This window comes from Pseudoalteromonas sp. NSLLW24 (assembly GCF_015864725.1).
Lineage (GTDB): Bacteria > Pseudomonadota > Gammaproteobacteria > Enterobacterales > Alteromonadaceae > Pseudoalteromonas > Pseudoalteromonas arctica.
In genome coordinates this window covers 77,483-93,786 of the sequence record NZ_JADYWQ010000010.1, presented here as the reverse complement: position 1 = coordinate 93,786, position 16,304 = coordinate 77,483, and the positions used below count along the sequence as shown (strand labels likewise).

Here is a 16,304-nt window from a genome sequence, read left to right as displayed (position 1 = left end):
TCGCGTATCCCTTTGCTTCTTAAATGCATGCCAAGCCATACTCAGAGTTAATTTTATTTATTAAAAATTATTAAGGATATTAAGATGAATAAAAAACCTGAACTAATCATCTCATCACTCGATGCAGATAGATTGTATGACTTAATGGAATCATTGCCTGCAGGTAGCTTTGCTAATAAAGAAGAATTGGAAGCTGAACTGGCACGAGCTACAATAGTCGAACCTAAAGATATGCCATCGTCAGTTGTAACGATGAACTCAACTGTAAACTTTATTGTTGAGTCTTCTAAAGAAGAATTTACGTTAACCTTGGTGTACCCAAAGAACAGTGACTCTAGCGGCGATAAAATATCGATATTATCACCCGTTGGTAGCGCATTACTTGGGCTAAACCAAGGCGACGAAATTGAGTGGCCTAAACCGAGTGGCGGCTTAATAAAGGTAAAAATAAAAGAAGTAACCTATCAACCAGAACGTGCTGGTGAATTACACAGATAAACACTTTATGCACTTAGTACTAAAAAATCGATTTAAAGTAAACCCAGCCTCGGCTGGGTTTTGCTTTTTATTATAAAGCAGATTGATACTGTTTAATTTATACCTATAACTAAGTTGCATACTGCGGGCATATACCCTGCGTAATCGTTTACTAAATATGATAAAAAGCACATTTATTTAATAGTACGGAGTGAGCTAAACATGACTAACGTTCAACAGCATATCGGCAGCATTGCATTAGTTGTTAAGGACTACGACGATGCCATTGAGTTTTATACTCAAAAGCTAAATTTTGAATTAGTTGAGGATACTGATTTAGGAGAGGGTAAACGCTGGGTGTTAATTTCACCTCCAAATTCAAACGGGGCTAGTTCAAACGGGACTTGTTCAAATGGGACTAATTCGAGCAGGACTAATCTACTGCTTGCTAAAGCCACAACGCCCGAACAGATGAGTGCTATTGGTAATCAAACGGGTGGTCGCGTGTTTTTATTTTTGCATACCGATGACTTTTGGCGAGATTATAATTTAATGCTTTTTAAAGGCGTTACATTTAACGAAGAGCCTAGAGTAGAACCCTATGGCACCGTAGCGGTTTTTGAAGACTTGTATGGTACAAAATGGGATTTATTACAGCTTAATAATCAGTGAGATAAAATGCTGTTAAATATAAAAGCAAAATTTTTATTAAGCGCAGGAGTTATTGCATCTGCAGCGGCTGTATGGCATTTACTTTGTATATGGGGTGGCACTAGTTGGTTTATATTTGCTCGCGCCCCAATACAAATAATAGAATCATCACAGCAAGGTACATTCCTTGCGCCTTTAGGTAGTATTGCAATAGCTGGACTCATGTTTGCCTGTACTGCATTTGCCTTATCAGCAATTGGCTTAGTGCGTAACATAGTACTTACTAGAACCGCTTTAATTGCTATTGCAACCTTGTGTATCATACGAAGCTTAATAATTATCCCTGCATTAATACGAGCCGATACGTGGAATATTATAGCGAGCAGTGTTTGGCTTTATGTAGGTGTATGCTTTTTAGTGGGTGCAATAACGTTCCACAATTTAAAGCCGAACACTGATAGTTGAGTGACGCTTAAACTCACGTCACTTTATTAACTAACTCTCTTACAATTGCGAATAAATCACTGGGTAGCATTCCCCTTTGCCCGTCTCGCTCACTTGCGATATCACCGGCTTTAGCATGCAGTGTTACACCATAGCGTGCTGCTTCATCAATAGTTAAACCTTGAGCAAGTAAGGCACCAATAATACCAGTAAGTACATCGCCACTGCCGCCAACGGCCAGTCCTGGGTTGCCATCCTCACACACCCACGTGTGCTGGGCATTATCTATTAATGTTCCTGCGCCTTTTAATACACAAGTCGCGGTGTAGCGCTTGGCGCAAAGGCGAGCATAATTAAAACGATCAGATTCGATTTCGCTGGTGCTAACACTTAGCAGTCGCGAAGCTTCGCCGGGATGTGGAGTAAGTACGCATTGCTCTAACGTGTATGATGAAGCTTGCTTAGCCAGTAAATTAAGGGCATCTGCATCTATAACCAATGGCATTTTATTGTTTTGGCAATATTGCATTACTTCATCGAATGTTTGTTGTGCCCACTCGTCTTGCCCAAGCCCTGGGCCAATAACAACGCAGCTTGCCCACTCTAGCGCTTGATGTAAGTTATTACTGCTTACCATAAGTTCTGGTCTGCCAATACTAATAGGCGTTATTGAGCTTTCGTGTGTATACACTCTTACCATGCCAGCACCCGTTCTAAGAGCTGCTTCACTACTTAACCTAATTGCACCTGCAGTACCTTGATTGCCTCCAACACATAAAAGCTTGCCATGGCTGCCTTTGTGACTATTGATTGCCCGCGTGGCTATTCCTTTAAAGCTATTGATACTAACAAGGGTTCCTGATGATTGAGCGATACAAGTAAACGCATCGCCAATTGCTAAGTCATCAAATACTAACTTACCGCTATATTGTTTACCTGCCGTCGTTGTGAGCCCTTGCTTAATACCCACAAAAGTAACGGTTGAAGTCGCTTGTACTGCACATCCTAAAGGCTGTCCTGTATTTGCTTCAATGCCTGATGGAATATCAATGCTTATTACGGGCTTACCACTGTTATTTACCGCGTTAATTATATTTGCAAAATTATCGCGCACGGCGCTATTAAGCCCAGTACCAAGGAGCGCATCAATAACGATATCGCACTCATTAAGAGCATCTTTTGTAAAATGAGAAACCACCCCACCCGCTTCAATCCATAGCTGCTGCGCTTTTGCTGCATCACCGGTTAATACTTTATTAGGCTCAGCTGCGCATACTGTTACCTTTTTACCTGATTGAATAATAAGCCTAGCTACAACGTAACCGTCTCCAGCGTTGTTACCATGGCCAACAATGACTAATGTATGCTGTGCATCAAATAACTGCCATTGCTTATATACAGCCTCGCCTGCACGCTGCATTAGGGTAAATAAATCACAATGACTATTTTTAGCAGCTAAAGCTTCGTTGTCTCTTACTTGTTGTGCGGTAAATAAGGTTTTATTAAGCATAAAGGCTCCTTTACTAGGTGATACTTCACCTTATCAAATACTTATATCTAGCGGCTAGTTCCGTTGACAATTTTAAACTGCAATTTTATTTAAAATCTAGGGCGTGTTGAACTTTGGTGGGTGAATTTGCAGCAGTATGTTTGGTTTTTAGGCAAGGCGGAGCCTATGTAGTGTGGTTATTCCCCATGAATAGGCGATAACGCAGCATAAATACCAAACATGCGCTGCCCTTTGGGTTCTTTCTAGGGACGATCAACTCTTTGTTGCTCGGTTTTTACTTAGCCCACTAGGTTACAAACCTCGCGCCGCGATTTAGTCGCCCCTAGATTGAACAAATTTCAATCCACAAAAATCAACACGCCCTAACTTAGCAAAATACTCCCAAGCCAATTTGGACATGACCAACATGAGCACGACTAACTTGAGCAAGGTGAGCTAATTAAAGTACAATGCAGTTAATTAAAGGCTTGGCTTACTTGTAACCCAAGCCTGTTTATTTTTAGGTAGAGAAAAACATGGCACAAACTCGCGGTAACTTATTTATTTTGTCAGCCCCTTCTGGTGCTGGTAAATCAAGCTTAATCAATGCGTTATTAAAAAAACACGCTGACATGAAAGTATCTGTATCACATACAACTCGCGCCCCTCGCCCAGGTGAAGAAAATGGTGTGCATTATCACTTTGTATCTACAGACGAATTTAAAGCGCTTATTGCCAAAGATGACTTTTTTGAATGGGCTCAAGTATTCGATAATTACTACGGCACATCAAAGCAGGCTATTGAGTCGCAACTTGATGCGGGTATTGATGTGTTTTTAGATATTGATTGGCAAGGAGCTCAGCAAGTGCGCAAAATTATGCCAAGCGTACAAACTATTTTTATTCTACCGCCTTCAAAAGAAGAGTTAGAACAACGCTTAAATAACCGTGGCCAAGATTCGGCAGAGGTTATTGCCTCTCGTATGGCAAAAGCACAATCTGAAACATCACATTATAACGAATACGACTTTGTAATTGTTAATGATGACTTTGAGGACGCACTTGCCGACATAGAAATGATTGTAATGGCTCAGCGCTTAACACTAAAAGCGCAAGAAGATCGTCACCAAGTTTTACTAAATAGTCTGCTTAAATAATTTAAGCTTACTTAAATTAGGCTTAGGCAAGTAAAACTGATAAAAATTGAACACTGGCTATTGGCGAAAGTGGCTCCTTGGAGTAAACTACGTCTTTGCTTTTAAATTATTTTTGGAGTGCTGTGATGGCCCGCGTAACAGTTGAAGATGCAGTAGATGCAGTTGGTAATCGTTTTGACTTAATTTTAGTTGCGGCTCGTCGTGCCCGCCAAATTGCTGTTGGTGGTAAAACTCCACTAGTAGACCCTGAAAACGATAAGCCAACGGTAGTTGCTTTACGTGAAATTGAATTAGGTTTAGTTGATAGCGCTTCAATGGACTTAATTGACCGTGAAGAACAACAACACCAAGAAGCAGCAGAATTAGCTGCTGTTGCTGCCATTGTTGGTGGCAACCAATAATCGACCTCCCGGTCTGATTTAGCCAACGGCGCAGTATTTCTACTATAGCCGTTGGCAATCCTTTCATTTCATCGTATATTCGTAGCTTACCTAATTTGCTTCACTAGGGCTGTTTATCTTTCGAGGTTAAATTTGCAGTAGTATGTTTGGTATTTAGGCAAGGCAGAGCCTATGTAGTGTGGTTATTCCCCATAAATAGGCGATAACGCAGCATAAATGCAAAACATGCGCTGCCTAAAGGGTTCTGCCTAGGGGCAATTTACTCTTTGTTGCTCGATTTTTACTTAGCCCGCTAGGCTAAAAACCTCGCGCCGCGTTTAAATCGTCCCTAGATTGAACAAATTTTAATCCTGAAAGGTCAACAGGCCCTAGAACATTGGAGTGTGAATGTATCTTTTTGAAGGTCTTAAAAAGAAAATTTCAGAATACTTGCCCGCTGCTGATGTAGAGCTGGTTCAAAAATCTTACGTGGTAGCCCGAGAGGCCCATGAAGGACAAACTCGCTCAAGTGGCGAACCTTACATAACTCATCCAGTAGAAGTAACCCAAATTCTTGCAGGCATGCATCTTGACCATGAAACGCTCATGGCCGCGCTAATGCATGATGTAATTGAAGATACTGATTTTAGCCAACAAGATTTAGCCGAAATTTTTGGCGAAACTGTGGCAGAACTCGTTGAAGGTGTAAGTAAGCTCGATAAGCTCAGCTTTAAAGATAAAAAAGAATTCCAAGCTGAAAACTACCGCAAAATGATTATGGCAATGACTCAGGATATTCGAGTTATTTTAATCAAGCTTGCTGATAGAACGCACAATATGCGTACTTTAGGGGCACTGCGCCCAGATAAGCGCCGCAGAATAGCACGTGAAACGCTTGAGATTTACGCGCCAATAGCAAACCGCTTAGGTATTCACGATATTAAAAATGAGCTTGAAGACTTAGGTTTTCAAGCTTTATATCCTATGCGTCATCGCGCACTTAAATCTGAAGTAGCTAAAGCACGTGGTAATCGCAAAGAAGTTATCACTAATATCCAACATGAAATAGAAGCACGTCTTGAAGAGTCAGGCATTAAAGCGACTGTGTCAGGCCGTGAGAAACATTTATATAGTATTTATAAAAAAATGCTTAATAAAGAACTGCTATTTAACGAAGTTATGGATATTTACGCGTTTAGAATTGCAGTTGATTCTATGGATACGTGTTATCGCGTATTAGGTGTGGCTCATAGTCTTTATAAGCCTATAGAAACACGCTTTAAAGATTATATTGCTGTACCAAAAACTAATGGTTACCAATCGCTTCATACTTCATTAGTTGGCCCACACGGAATACCTGTTGAGATTCAGATTCGTACTCACGATATGGATCAGATGGCCGACAAAGGTGTAGCGGCGCACTGGATGTATAAAAAATCAGGTGATGGTGCCGGTAATACTTCGCAGCAACGTGCCCGTCAATGGATGCAAAGCTTATTAGAGCTTCAGCAAAGTGCGGGTTCATCGTTTGAATTTATTGAAAACGTAAAAACTGAGCTATTCCCAGAAGAAATTTACGTATTTACACCAGATGGGCGTATTGTTGAGCTACCAATGGGCGCTACCGCAGTCGATTTTGCGTATGCAGTGCATACTGATGTAGGCAACACTTGTGTAGGCGCACGCGTTAATCGCAAGCCACATCCTTTAAGTAGGCCATTAGATACAGGGCAAACCATAGAGATAATAACAAGCTCAGGTGCCCACCCTAATGCAACATGGCTAAACTTTATTGTTACTGGTAAAGCACGCTTGGGTGTTCGTAATTACCTTAGAAGCCAGCATCATGAAGAAGCTATGCTCTTAGGGCGTCGTTTACTTGATTCGGCATTAGGCGAAAACAAACTAGATAGCATTGCTGATGAAAATATAGCGAGAGTACTTGAAGAGCACGAACTAACTACGCTTCTTGAATTACTTGTAGAAATTGGCTCTGGTAACTTAATGAGTATGTTAATTGCCAAGCGCTTATTGCAAAATGACAATGACGATTTAACTGATATAACAAGCCAAGCTAAAGCGACCATTATTGGTACTGAAGGCATGTTAGTGAATTACTCTAAGTGTTGCCGACCTGTACCAGGCGATGCCATTACGGCTCATATAAGCCAAGGTAAGGGCCTGACCGTTCACCGCCAAGAATGTAAAAATATTCGTGGTTGGGAAAATGAGCGTTCTAAATACTTAGTTGTAAAATGGGACGATAACCCAGAAAAAGAATATATTGCAGCTCTGAGAGTTGAAATTATTAACCATCAAGGCGCGTTAGCTAAGCTAACCAATGTTGTCGCTACAACCCAAGCCAATATTGTCGAAATTGCCACCGATGAAAAAGAAAGTAATTTATACGTGATAGATTTAGGGGTTACCGTTAAAAACCGTATCCACGTTGCTAACATTATGCGCCGCATTCGCGTTATGCCTGATGTACAAAAAGTCTATCGTAAAAAATAAAATAGGAAACACATGAATAAAGCATTTATCTCTACCGACAAAGCACCTGCAGCTATTGGCACTTACAGCCAAGCAGTTAAAGTAGGTACCGCTGTTTATTTATCTGGTCAAATTCCATTAGTTCCAGAAACGATGGAAATGATTTCAGAAGATTTTAGCGAGCAAACGCATCAAGTATTTAAAAATATTGCTGCGGTATGTGAAGAAGCAGGCGGAAAAATTCACGATTTAGTTAAAATCAATATTTACCTAACTGATCTATCTAACTTCGCCACTGTAAATGAAGTGATGAGCCAATACTTTAAACAACCTTACCCAGCGAGAGCTGCATTAGGTGTTCGTGCACTACCAAAAGGTGCACAAGTTGAAATAGACGGAATAATGGAACTACCTTCTACAAACTAAGTATTACAGGCTATAGAGCCTCTCTATAGCCTTTATTCTCCTCTAAGCACTTCGTTTTATCTGACTTCTTGACTCATAAGTAAATTTCTAGCAATCTGTAGTTGTGTTTTAAAAAACAAACTTAACTTAAGTAGTAAAAAAGGATTAACTCGTGTTTAAGCTTGCCAACAATGGAAATGTTTTACTTGATGTAAAAGAACATATTCCTCCCAGCGCTGCATTTATTTTAGAGGCTCTCGAAAAGTCAGCTTTTTGCGACTGTAAAATAGATCATGACGCTATTAATGATTTTTTTAAAAACGAAAACACACAACAAACTCTCGTTGTAGCAACAAAACACAATGCCACTTTAAATGTAACAATTAGCGACGATAAAATGCTGGCCATTGGCGAGCTAACGCTTGCCCAAGGTGGAAAGTTATTAAGTTTAGAAGATGCAAAAAAACAACTCGTTAAAGCAGGCATTGTGCGTGGGTATAAACAAGCTTTTTTAGAACAGCTGCTGCAAAAACAATCTGAACACTCTGCGGGATCTGTAGTTAAAGGGATATTAGCTAAAGGTAGGCTCCCAAGCGATGGTTTAGCCACTAAACTAATAACAACCGTAGAGACTTTAAAAGACCGCTTAAAAGCGCCCAAGCTCAAAGAAGATGGCAGTGTGGACATGCGCGACTTTGGCAAGCTTGCAAGCGTAGAACCTGGCTCTGTGCTTATTCGCCAGCAACCAGCAACCCCCGGTAAAGAAGGCTTTACCGTAATAGGTGACATACTGCCCGCAAAGCCCGGAGAAAATAAACAATTAGTGGCAGGCGAAGGGACTGAAATATCAAAAATGAATCCGCTTGAGTTAGTCTCTACTATTGCTGGTGTTCCGGTTGAAATTAATAATGGTATGCGTGTCGACGATATTTTTACCATTTCAGATGTAAATGTAAAAAGCGGCCATATTGACTTTCAAGGCAGTGTTATTGTTACTCGCAATATAGACCCTGGGATGAAAGTAACTGCCAAAGGCGATATTACTATATTTGGCACAGTTGAATCAGGTGAGCTTACCGCAGGCGGAAACATCACGGTTAAACAAGGCATTATTGGCCATCAAAAAGTGGATAGTAAGTCACTTTCTTGCAAGCTAATTGCGCTAGGTGATATTCATGTATCTCACTCACAGTATTGTTATCTCGATGCAAATAATATTTTTATTGATCGCCAAACAAGCCATTGTGTAATGAAAGCTAAACGCTTACTGCAAGTAGGCCAACCAGACTTACCTAAAGGTAAAATATTTGGTGGTGAAATACTTGATGCAACAACTCTCATTGCTGGCGAAATAGGGAATGAATCAGGTGCTAAAATGATTATTAATTTAGCAGCTTCTGGTGCTGAAATAACAGCGGATACTGATAATTGCTTTAGAGACTTAGCTAAAACAGATGCACAATTAGATACGCTGCAAGCAGCGCTAGAAAAAACTGATTTAGTGAAGGATGCCGAAAAGAAGAAAATATTAATCACTAAAATTGGCGCTACTCAGAAACATTATTGTGAGCAAGCAGAGAAATTAGAAAAACGTCTTTCAAACTTAGATCATGACTTACACGATTTACTTAGCGACGCTAATTTAACGGTGAATTCTGTTTTGCATTCAGGCGTAGAGATTCATATTTTTGATAAAGTACTTAAAACAATCCGCAATTACCCTCCGTGCAACGTTAAACTTTTAAATAATAAAATTGAAATAGAGTTTAAAACACACTAAAAAATTGAGTGCTCTATTGAGCACTCAAATTAACTCACTTTTTTACAATTTAAAGTAAGCCACTTACCGTATCATAAGTTTGACTTGGCCATACACCCACTTGTACTTGGCCAATATGCTGCTTTTGTAGCAATAGCATAGCCAAGCGAGACTGCCCTATTCCACCGCCAATCGTTTGCGGAAATTTACTTTGTAGTAGCGCTTTATGCCAATCAAACTCTAAGCGGTCTTCATTTCCAGTTGTACTTAACTGCGCTTTTAAAACCTCCGGACTTACACGTATACCCATTGATGATATTTCAAATGCATTTTCAAGCACTGGGTTCCATACCAAAATATCGCCATTTAAACCCATGTATTGATCGCATGTTGGCGTAGACCAATCATCGTAATCTGGGGCTCTTACATCGTGAATTTTGCCATCTCCGAGTGCGCCACCAATACCAATTAAAAATACAGCACCATATTCTTGTGCAATGGCTTTTTCGCGTTGCTTAGCACTAAAATCAGGATACATTTTACGTAGCTCTTCACTGTGCACAAACTTAATATCGTCCGGTAAAAATGGCGTTAAACCATAAGACTCGCTTACAAAAGCTTCCGTCTCTTTTATTCCTTTATAAATAGATTGAACAGTTTGCTTTAGTGTTGCCAGCGAACGTTCTGTCGTTTCGTTAATTACTTTTTCCCAATCCCATTGATCAACATATACAGAATGAATAGGACTTAATGAATCTTCATCTGGGCGCAAAGCCTTCATTTGAGTGTAAATACCCTCACCAACACTAAAGCCATAAGTAGCCAGTGTTTTACGTTTCCACTTAGCCAGTGAATGCACCACTTCGTAGCGGCTATCTGTAATCGCTTTCACATTTACAGCAACTGCGTTTTCATGGCCGCTTAAGTTATCTTGCGTGCCGTCGCCAACCTTAGCCAAAATTGGGGCTTGAACCTCAACCAGCCCAAGTTGGGTTTCTAGTTGTTGTGAAAAAAATTGCTTAACTTTACTTATTTGCTGCTGTTGCTGCACATAGTGTGAACTCATAATAATTGGCCTCATTCCCAGTTATTGTTACTTGCTTAATTGATAAAAAACGATCTAACTAGCGTCCTTAATGAAGTTAATGTAACGATTCAAAGGATTAATTCAATATCCCATAACAAAAATAGCTTTAATATATAAAAACCATCAATTAAGTGGTATAAAAACCATATATTCGATAATTTTATGATAAAAATATAATGGAAAATTATTTAATCGATAATCTCGATAAACAGATACTTCATGCGTTAATGGCAAATGCCCGTACTGCGTACGCCGAATTAGCAAAAAGATTTAATGTAAGCGCAGGGACAATTCACGTAAGAATTGAAAAAATGAAGCAAGCAGGGATCATTACAGGCACCCAATTAACGATTAATACTAAACAGCTGGGCTACGATGTATGCTGCTTTATAGGTATTAATTTAAATAACGCACGTGATTACCCGCAAACGCTTATAAAGCTAGAAGCATTGGAGGAAGTGGTAGAGGCTTATTACACAACAGGTAACTACAGCATATTTATAAAGGTAATGACAAAGTCCATTGATCACTTACAAGATGTGCTGATTAATAAAATACAAGCAATAGAAGCAATCCAATCAACTGAAACACTTATTTCTCTACAAAACCCAATTAGCCGTACGGTAATGCCTTAACTGTAAAAATCTCGTATAATTGCCGAAAAAAGAGGATAACCATGCAGCAAACTCGCTATCAAAGAATCGAAGACGTACTTTCGCGCCGTCAAACAGACCTAACCGTGTGTTTAGAAGACGTGCACAAACACCATAACTTATCTGCAATAGTACGAAGTGCTGATGCGGTTGGTTGCCATCACGTACATGCTGTATGGCCTGAAAAGCAAAAATGGCTAACAAATAATACCTCAGGTGGCAGTAAAAACTGGCTAGAGACGCACCTGCATAGAAATATTGATGATGCAGTTACTGCAATGCGTGAACGCAATCCAGAAATACAAATATTAGCGACTCATCTATCAGAAGATGCCGTTGATTTTAGAGAAGTAGATTACACCAAGCCAACGGCTATTATTGTTGGACAAGAAAAAACAGGGATCTCAGAAAAAGCTCTAGAATATGCCGATCAAAATATTATTATTCCAATGCAAGGCATGGTGCAATCACTAAATGTTTCGGTTGCTGCTGCGCTAATATTGTTTGAAGCACAGCGTCAACGTGAGCTGGCTGGTTTATATAATAGAGATATGCTGAGCGCCGAAGTTAAGCACCCACTTTACTTTGAAGGCTGCCATCCTATTATTGCAAGGCAGTGTAAACAAAAAAAATTACCTTATCCTGCACTTGATGAAAACGGCGAAATAGTCGCTGACGAGCAATTTTGGCAAGCTTTAAAACATACTTGATGGACTAAAGCTCTGTAAGTACACTTAGCCTACTCACAAATAATAAGATTGATACACTTTGTCTAAACCTAGCTTAAATCAATACCCAATTACAGAGCTCAAAGGGGTCGGCCCAAAAATGGCTGAGCGTTTGTTAAAGCTAGGTATTTTAACTGTGCAAGATATGCTTTTTCATTTGCCACTTCGCTATGAAGATCGCACTCGCTTATACGCGATTAGCGAGTTGTCACTGCACAGCCACGTAAGTGTTGAAGCAACAATTGAAACAAGCCAAATTACGTTTGGTAAAAGGCGCATGCTTGTTTGCCAAATCAATGATGGTACTGGCAGGCTAACATTACGATTTTTTAATTTTACCGCCGCACAAAAAAACGCATTTAGTGCAGGTAAAATAATACGTTGTTTTGGTGAAGTGCGACGTGGCCGCGTTGGCTTTGAAATGAGTCATCCTGAATACAGCATCAGCGATACCTCTAACGAGCAACCAGTAGCGACCACATTAACGCCCGTTTATTCAACAACCGAAGGTTTAAAGCAACTATCGATTAGAGCTTTAAGCGAGCAGGCTATTGATTTACTGCATAAATACTCAGTAGAAGAACTACTGCCTTCACAGTGGCAGCCATCAAATATGCCGCTAAGTGACGCCTTATTATTACTGCACCGCCCACCAAATGATGTTGACGTAACTGCATTAGAGCAAGGTACTCACCCTGCTCAACAGCGCCTTGTATTTGAGGAGTTACTTGCTCAAAACCTCAGCTTATTAAAAGTACGAGAGCAAGGGCAACAAGTTAAAGCCGTGGCATTAAATCCGGTAAACACATTAGAAAGCCAATTTTTAGAGCAACTTCCTTTTGCACCCACAAATGCGCAAAGCCGCGTAGTTGCTGAAATTAAAGGTGACATGCAACACGCGTATCCAATGATGCGTTTAGTACAAGGCGATGTAGGCTCAGGTAAAACCCTAGTAGCAGCACTTAGTGCACTAACAGCCATTGCGCAGGGCTTTCAAGTAGCTTTAATGGCTCCTACTGAAATTTTATCAGAGCAACATGGCGTTAATTTTACAACGTGGTTTAATCAACTAGGTATAACAGTTGCTTGGCTTGGCGGTAAAACAAAAGGCAAAGAGCGCGTAGCAACACTTGAAAAAATAGCCTCTGGTGAAGCGCAAATGATTGTAGGTACTCACGCTTTATTTCAAGATGAAGTTAAGTTTAATAACTTAGTGCTTATCGTTATTGATGAACAACACCGCTTTGGTGTCCACCAGCGTTTATCACTGCGTGAAAAAGGTAAGTTTGGTGATTGTTACCCTCATCAACTAGTTATGACCGCAACACCTATCCCACGTACACTTGCTATGACCGCCTATGCCGACTTAGAAACCTCTGTGATTGACGAGCTGCCACCAGGGCGTACGCCAATCACAACAGTAGCACTTCCAGATACTCGCAGAGACGATATTATTGCCCGCGTTAAATTAGCGTGTAACGAGCAAGGCCGCCAAGTTTATTGGGTGTGTACACTTATTGATGAATCTGAAGTACTGCAATGCCAAGCCGCCGAAGACAGCGCACTGCAGTTAAAAGAAGCGCTACCAGAGCTAAACGTAGGCTTAGTACATGGCCGAATGAAATCAGCTGAAAAACAAGCCATTATGAGCGAGTTTAAAGCAGGTAATATACATGTTTTAGTTGCCACGACGGTTATTGAAGTTGGTGTAGATGTCCCTAATGCGAGCTTAATCATTATAGAAAACCCTGAGCGCTTAGGCTTAGCACAGCTGCATCAGTTACGTGGGCGAGTTGGCCGTGGCGCTACTGCATCGCATTGCGTGCTTTTATACCACGCACCACTGTCTCACACCGCTCAAAAACGATTAGGAGTACTACGCGATAGTAACGATGGTTTTGTGATAGCTGAGCGCGATTTAGAAATTCGTGGCCCTGGTGAAGTACTCGGTACAAAACAAACAGGGTTAGCCGAGTTTAAAATTGCCGATCTTACCCGCGATAAGCACATACTTAATCAAGTAAGACCGATTGCACAGCAAATGCTTAAGCAACACCCAGAGGTTGTTGACCCACTAATTCAACGTTGGTTGGGTAACAAGCAAAATTACGCGCAAGCGTAACCACTCTATTTTCGATACTTTTGAGTTTACTAAGTTAATTTACTAAATTAGCTTACAAAGGATATAAAAAAGCCAGCCCTAAACAATATAGAGCTGACTACTGATATCTAAACTGAGCTAAGCTAAGCTAAGCTAAGCTAAGCAGTATAAAAGCGATTAGCGCCTTTTACTGCTCTTAGTTAAATTTAAGCTTTATTAAGCTCAAATATAAGCGATGTTTGCGGGAATGATATTGGCATTTGTAAGCCAAACTGCATTAGCGCTTCACCGGTAAATGTTTGACCATTTACCGCTGCAATAGAAGATGGACGATACTCTTCAAATTTTACCGGCCACACTAAATTAAGTGTGTACTGCGCATCGGCATCTAGGCCAACAAAACGAAGCTTATTAGGCGCTGTACGCGGTGTTTCGCGAACGCTGTTATAGGCAAATAACGCTTTTGTTTTTTGCTCATCAATTAAACCAAAGTTAATTGATAAATCGTCGCTATCAAGGCGGTACAAATCGGCGCTATGAATAAACTCACGATGCTCTTTGTGTAGTGCTATTGCCGCTTTAAGTGCATTGTATTCGTGATCGTTCAGTTCACGTGGGTCCATTTCAATGCCCATGTGGCCAAACATTGATACCGCAGCACGCATTTCAATACTTACATTACGCCCTGTGATATGACAATCGCGTGGGCCTACGTGTGCACCCATAACCGACGATGGGAAAAAGAACGAACATCCACGCTGTATTTCAAGGCGATCAAGCGCATCGTTTGAATCTGACGTCCATACACGGTCTGTGTGTGCAAGTACGCCGTAATCTACACGTGCACCACCTGACGAACAACTTTCTATTTCAAGCCCTGGGTGCGCCGCTTTAATACGGTCAATTAAACGATAAAGTGCTAATGTTTGCTGGTGCACTGCTGGCTTACCATCAAAATTACCCGCATGGTTAATATCGCGGTTCATATCCCATTTAATGTACTTAATAGTTGGGTATTCAACTAAAATATCGTCAATTGCTTTGTATAGGTACTCAACAACCTCAGAGCGCGTTAAATCAAGTACGAGCTGATTTCTAAAGCTTAACTGTTCGTTGTTTTCAGATCCTAAAACCCAATCAGGATGCGCGCGGTATAAATCACTATCTGGGTTAACCATTTCTGGTTCAAACCAAATACCAAACTCCATACCTAAGCTATTCACATGATCTATAACTGGTGATAAACCATCGGGGTAAATTTTGTAATCTACTGTCCAATCACCTAAGCCTGCATTGTCGCCACGGCGGCCTTTAAACCAACCATCATCAAGTACAAAACGTTCAATACCTAGCGGGGCCACTTTGTCGGCTAGTTGCTTAAGCGTATCTACGTCGTGATCAAAGTAAATGCCTTCCCATGTGTTGTAATGCACAGGACGCGTTTTTTCACGCTGTGCTTGGCTAAGTAAATTAGCTTTAACAAAACGATGAAAATTACGAGAAAGCGCACTAAAACCTTCACTCGAAAACGAGCCATAAATGCTCGGGCTTTGATACGTTTGACCTTTAGCAAGCGTAAGCTCACCAGGAAGTAATAGCTCACCCATTTGTACATAACGACGACCTTCAGCTAAAAGCTCTGCGCGTAGTTTATTATTACCACTCCAACCTAAATGAAAGCCGTAACATTCGCCGTGCTGCTCGCCTGCATTTTCGTTATGCACTAATAAACCAGGGAATACATCGTGTGATGTTTTGCCTTTACGGTTTTCACGAACAAAACTGCCTAAGACTAAATCAACCGATTGACGTTGAAATTCATTTGACCAACGACCTTCAAAGCTCACTATTTTGCTTACGCTATCTGGCAATTGAAATGTTGGCGCGGCGCAAAAATTAACGCCCAGTGGTGAGTCACCTAAATTAGTTAATACGGTATGCGCGCTAAGTACGTCAGTGCTTTTATCAAGTGTAATGCTGTGCACGACTTCAATACCACGAAGCTTATCTACGCTTACAAATTCAAGTGTTGCGGCTGAAGGCTGACGAACGTCTTGAAGTTGTGGCCCTACTGACCATGCGATTGAATCATTTACTAGCTCAAGCCCTGGCGCACCAGTAAAGCCTTCGCCTAATAACGGAGATAGAGAAATAGGCGCTTCTTCAACCACGGCACATTTTACTTCTTGACGCGTAGCAAGCTGAGTTAGCATTGTTTCTGTTGTTTGCTCAGATAGGCGTTTACCAAAGTACAGTAACGCCGGTGTTTTGCTCTGGCAGTCGAAAATAACGGTGCTGTTTACACTGTCTAATCGATAAAATGATTTAGTGTCGGCCATGATTTTCCTATCCTCTTGTTCATTGTGTGAGTTATAAATATAACGAAAATTAGTAAGCTACACTATGTACTAAATGTATCTCTTTGCTTGAGCCACAATCTATCAGATGGTGACATTCAATAATAATAGTATATATCATAT

14 protein-coding genes are annotated in these 16,304 nt (G+C 40.7%); 11 read left to right on the top strand and 3 right to left on the bottom strand.

Annotation, left to right across the window (positions count from 1 at the left end):
- Nucleotides 1–84: 84 nt before the first annotated feature.
- From rnk to I6E72_RS12190, 3 genes are all read left to right on the top strand, one after another.
- On the top strand, nt 85–498 hold the full coding sequence (gene rnk / locus I6E72_RS12200) for a nucleoside diphosphate kinase regulator (protein WP_010555031.1): 414 nt from the start codon (nt 85–87) through the stop codon (nt 496–498).
- Nucleotides 499–699: 201 nt separating this feature from the next.
- The gene (locus tag I6E72_RS12195; protein ID WP_197112458.1) at nt 700–1,149 is read left to right on the top strand and encodes a VOC family protein; all 450 of its coding nucleotides are present in this window, start codon (nt 700–702) and stop codon (nt 1,147–1,149) included.
- 6 nt (nt 1,150–1,155) lie between these two features.
- Nucleotides 1,156–1,593, top strand: coding sequence for a hypothetical protein (locus I6E72_RS12190; protein WP_007580023.1), 438 nt, complete (start codon nt 1,156–1,158; stop codon nt 1,591–1,593).
- Between the two features lie 13 nt (nt 1,594–1,606).
- On the opposite strand, the gene I6E72_RS12185 is transcribed toward I6E72_RS12190, so the two are convergent.
- Nucleotides 1,607–3,082: an NAD(P)H-hydrate dehydratase gene (locus tag I6E72_RS12185; RefSeq protein WP_197112456.1), complete on the bottom strand. Its 1,476-nt coding sequence runs from the start codon at nt 3,080–3,082 to the stop codon at nt 1,607–1,609.
- Nucleotides 3,083–3,597: 515 nt separating this feature from the next.
- On the opposite strand from I6E72_RS12185, the gene gmk reads away from it, so the two are divergent.
- From gmk to I6E72_RS12160, 5 genes are all read left to right on the top strand, one after another.
- Nucleotides 3,598–4,218, top strand: coding sequence for a guanylate kinase (gmk, locus tag I6E72_RS12180; RefSeq protein ID WP_024593430.1), 621 nt, complete (start codon nt 3,598–3,600; stop codon nt 4,216–4,218).
- 125 nt (nt 4,219–4,343) lie between these two features.
- On the top strand, nt 4,344–4,619 hold the full coding sequence (gene rpoZ / locus I6E72_RS12175) for a DNA-directed RNA polymerase subunit omega (protein WP_007378835.1): 276 nt from the start codon (nt 4,344–4,346) through the stop codon (nt 4,617–4,619).
- Between the two features lie 387 nt (nt 4,620–5,006).
- On the top strand, nt 5,007–7,112 hold the full coding sequence (gene spoT, locus I6E72_RS12170) for a bifunctional GTP diphosphokinase/guanosine-3',5'-bis pyrophosphate 3'-pyrophosphohydrolase (protein WP_007580016.1): 2,106 nt from the start codon (nt 5,007–5,009) through the stop codon (nt 7,110–7,112).
- 12 nt (nt 7,113–7,124) lie between these two features.
- A complete protein-coding gene (locus I6E72_RS12165) occupies nt 7,125–7,517 on the top strand; it encodes a RidA family protein (RefSeq protein WP_007580015.1) in 393 nt (130 codons plus the stop codon).
- 151 nt (nt 7,518–7,668) lie between these two features.
- Entirely contained in the window at nt 7,669–9,276 is a 1,608-nt protein-coding gene (locus tag I6E72_RS12160) for a DUF342 domain-containing protein (RefSeq protein ID WP_165722212.1), read from the top strand.
- Nucleotides 9,277–9,325: 49 nt separating this feature from the next.
- On the opposite strand, the gene asnA is transcribed toward I6E72_RS12160, so the two are convergent.
- Nucleotides 9,326–10,321 (bottom strand): aspartate--ammonia ligase, encoded by a 996-nt coding sequence (gene asnA / locus I6E72_RS12155; protein WP_197112454.1) that lies wholly within the window; start codon nt 10,319–10,321, stop codon nt 9,326–9,328.
- A 197-nt stretch (nt 10,322–10,518) separates the two neighbouring features.
- Here asnA and asnC point away from each other — a divergent pair, with 197 nt between their 5' ends.
- From asnC to recG, 3 genes are read left to right on the top strand one after another with little or no spacing between them, the layout of a single operon-like run.
- Nucleotides 10,519–10,977: a transcriptional regulator AsnC gene (gene asnC, locus I6E72_RS12150; protein WP_002958822.1), complete on the top strand. Its 459-nt coding sequence runs from the start codon at nt 10,519–10,521 to the stop codon at nt 10,975–10,977.
- Nucleotides 10,978–11,018: 41 nt separating this feature from the next.
- Nucleotides 11,019–11,705: a tRNA (guanosine(18)-2'-O)-methyltransferase TrmH gene (gene trmH / locus I6E72_RS12145; protein ID WP_007580009.1), complete on the top strand. Its 687-nt coding sequence runs from the start codon at nt 11,019–11,021 to the stop codon at nt 11,703–11,705.
- Between the two features lie 58 nt (nt 11,706–11,763).
- Nucleotides 11,764–13,845 (top strand): ATP-dependent DNA helicase RecG, encoded by a 2,082-nt coding sequence (recG, locus tag I6E72_RS12140; protein ID WP_197112452.1) that lies wholly within the window; start codon nt 11,764–11,766, stop codon nt 13,843–13,845.
- 185 nt (nt 13,846–14,030) lie between these two features.
- Here recG and I6E72_RS12135 read toward each other — a convergent pair whose 3' ends face one another.
- Nucleotides 14,031–16,163: an alpha-galactosidase gene (locus I6E72_RS12135; protein ID WP_197112450.1), complete on the bottom strand. Its 2,133-nt coding sequence runs from the start codon at nt 16,161–16,163 to the stop codon at nt 14,031–14,033.
- Nucleotides 16,164–16,304 lie beyond the last annotated feature (141 nt).

Bases quoted from the DNA above. Each gene is read 5' to 3' on its own strand.
- I6E72_RS12190 (WP_007580023.1), top strand. From the start codon at position 1,156: ATGCTGTTAAATATAAAAGCAAAATTTTTATTAAGCGCAGGAGTTATT.
- I6E72_RS12165 (WP_007580015.1), top strand. From the start codon at position 7,125: ATGAATAAAGCATTTATCTCTACCGACAAAGCACCTGCAGCTATTGGC.
- I6E72_RS12135 (WP_197112450.1), bottom strand. From the start codon at position 16,163: ATGGCCGACACTAAATCATTTTATCGATTAGACAGTGTAAACAGCACC.
- spoT (WP_007580016.1), top strand. From the start codon at position 5,007: ATGTATCTTTTTGAAGGTCTTAAAAAGAAAATTTCAGAATACTTGCCC.
- asnA (WP_197112454.1), bottom strand. From the start codon at position 10,321: ATGAGTTCACACTATGTGCAGCAACAGCAGCAAATAAGTAAAGTTAAG.
- I6E72_RS12185 (WP_197112456.1), bottom strand. From the start codon at position 3,082: ATGCTTAATAAAACCTTATTTACCGCACAACAAGTAAGAGACAACGAA.
- asnC (WP_002958822.1), top strand. From the start codon at position 10,519: ATGGAAAATTATTTAATCGATAATCTCGATAAACAGATACTTCATGCG.
- trmH (WP_007580009.1), top strand. From the start codon at position 11,019: ATGCAGCAAACTCGCTATCAAAGAATCGAAGACGTACTTTCGCGCCGT.
- gmk (WP_024593430.1), top strand. From the start codon at position 3,598: ATGGCACAAACTCGCGGTAACTTATTTATTTTGTCAGCCCCTTCTGGT.
- rpoZ (WP_007378835.1), top strand. From the start codon at position 4,344: ATGGCCCGCGTAACAGTTGAAGATGCAGTAGATGCAGTTGGTAATCGT.
- rnk (WP_010555031.1), top strand. From the start codon at position 85: ATGAATAAAAAACCTGAACTAATCATCTCATCACTCGATGCAGATAGA.
- I6E72_RS12195 (WP_197112458.1), top strand. From the start codon at position 700: ATGACTAACGTTCAACAGCATATCGGCAGCATTGCATTAGTTGTTAAG.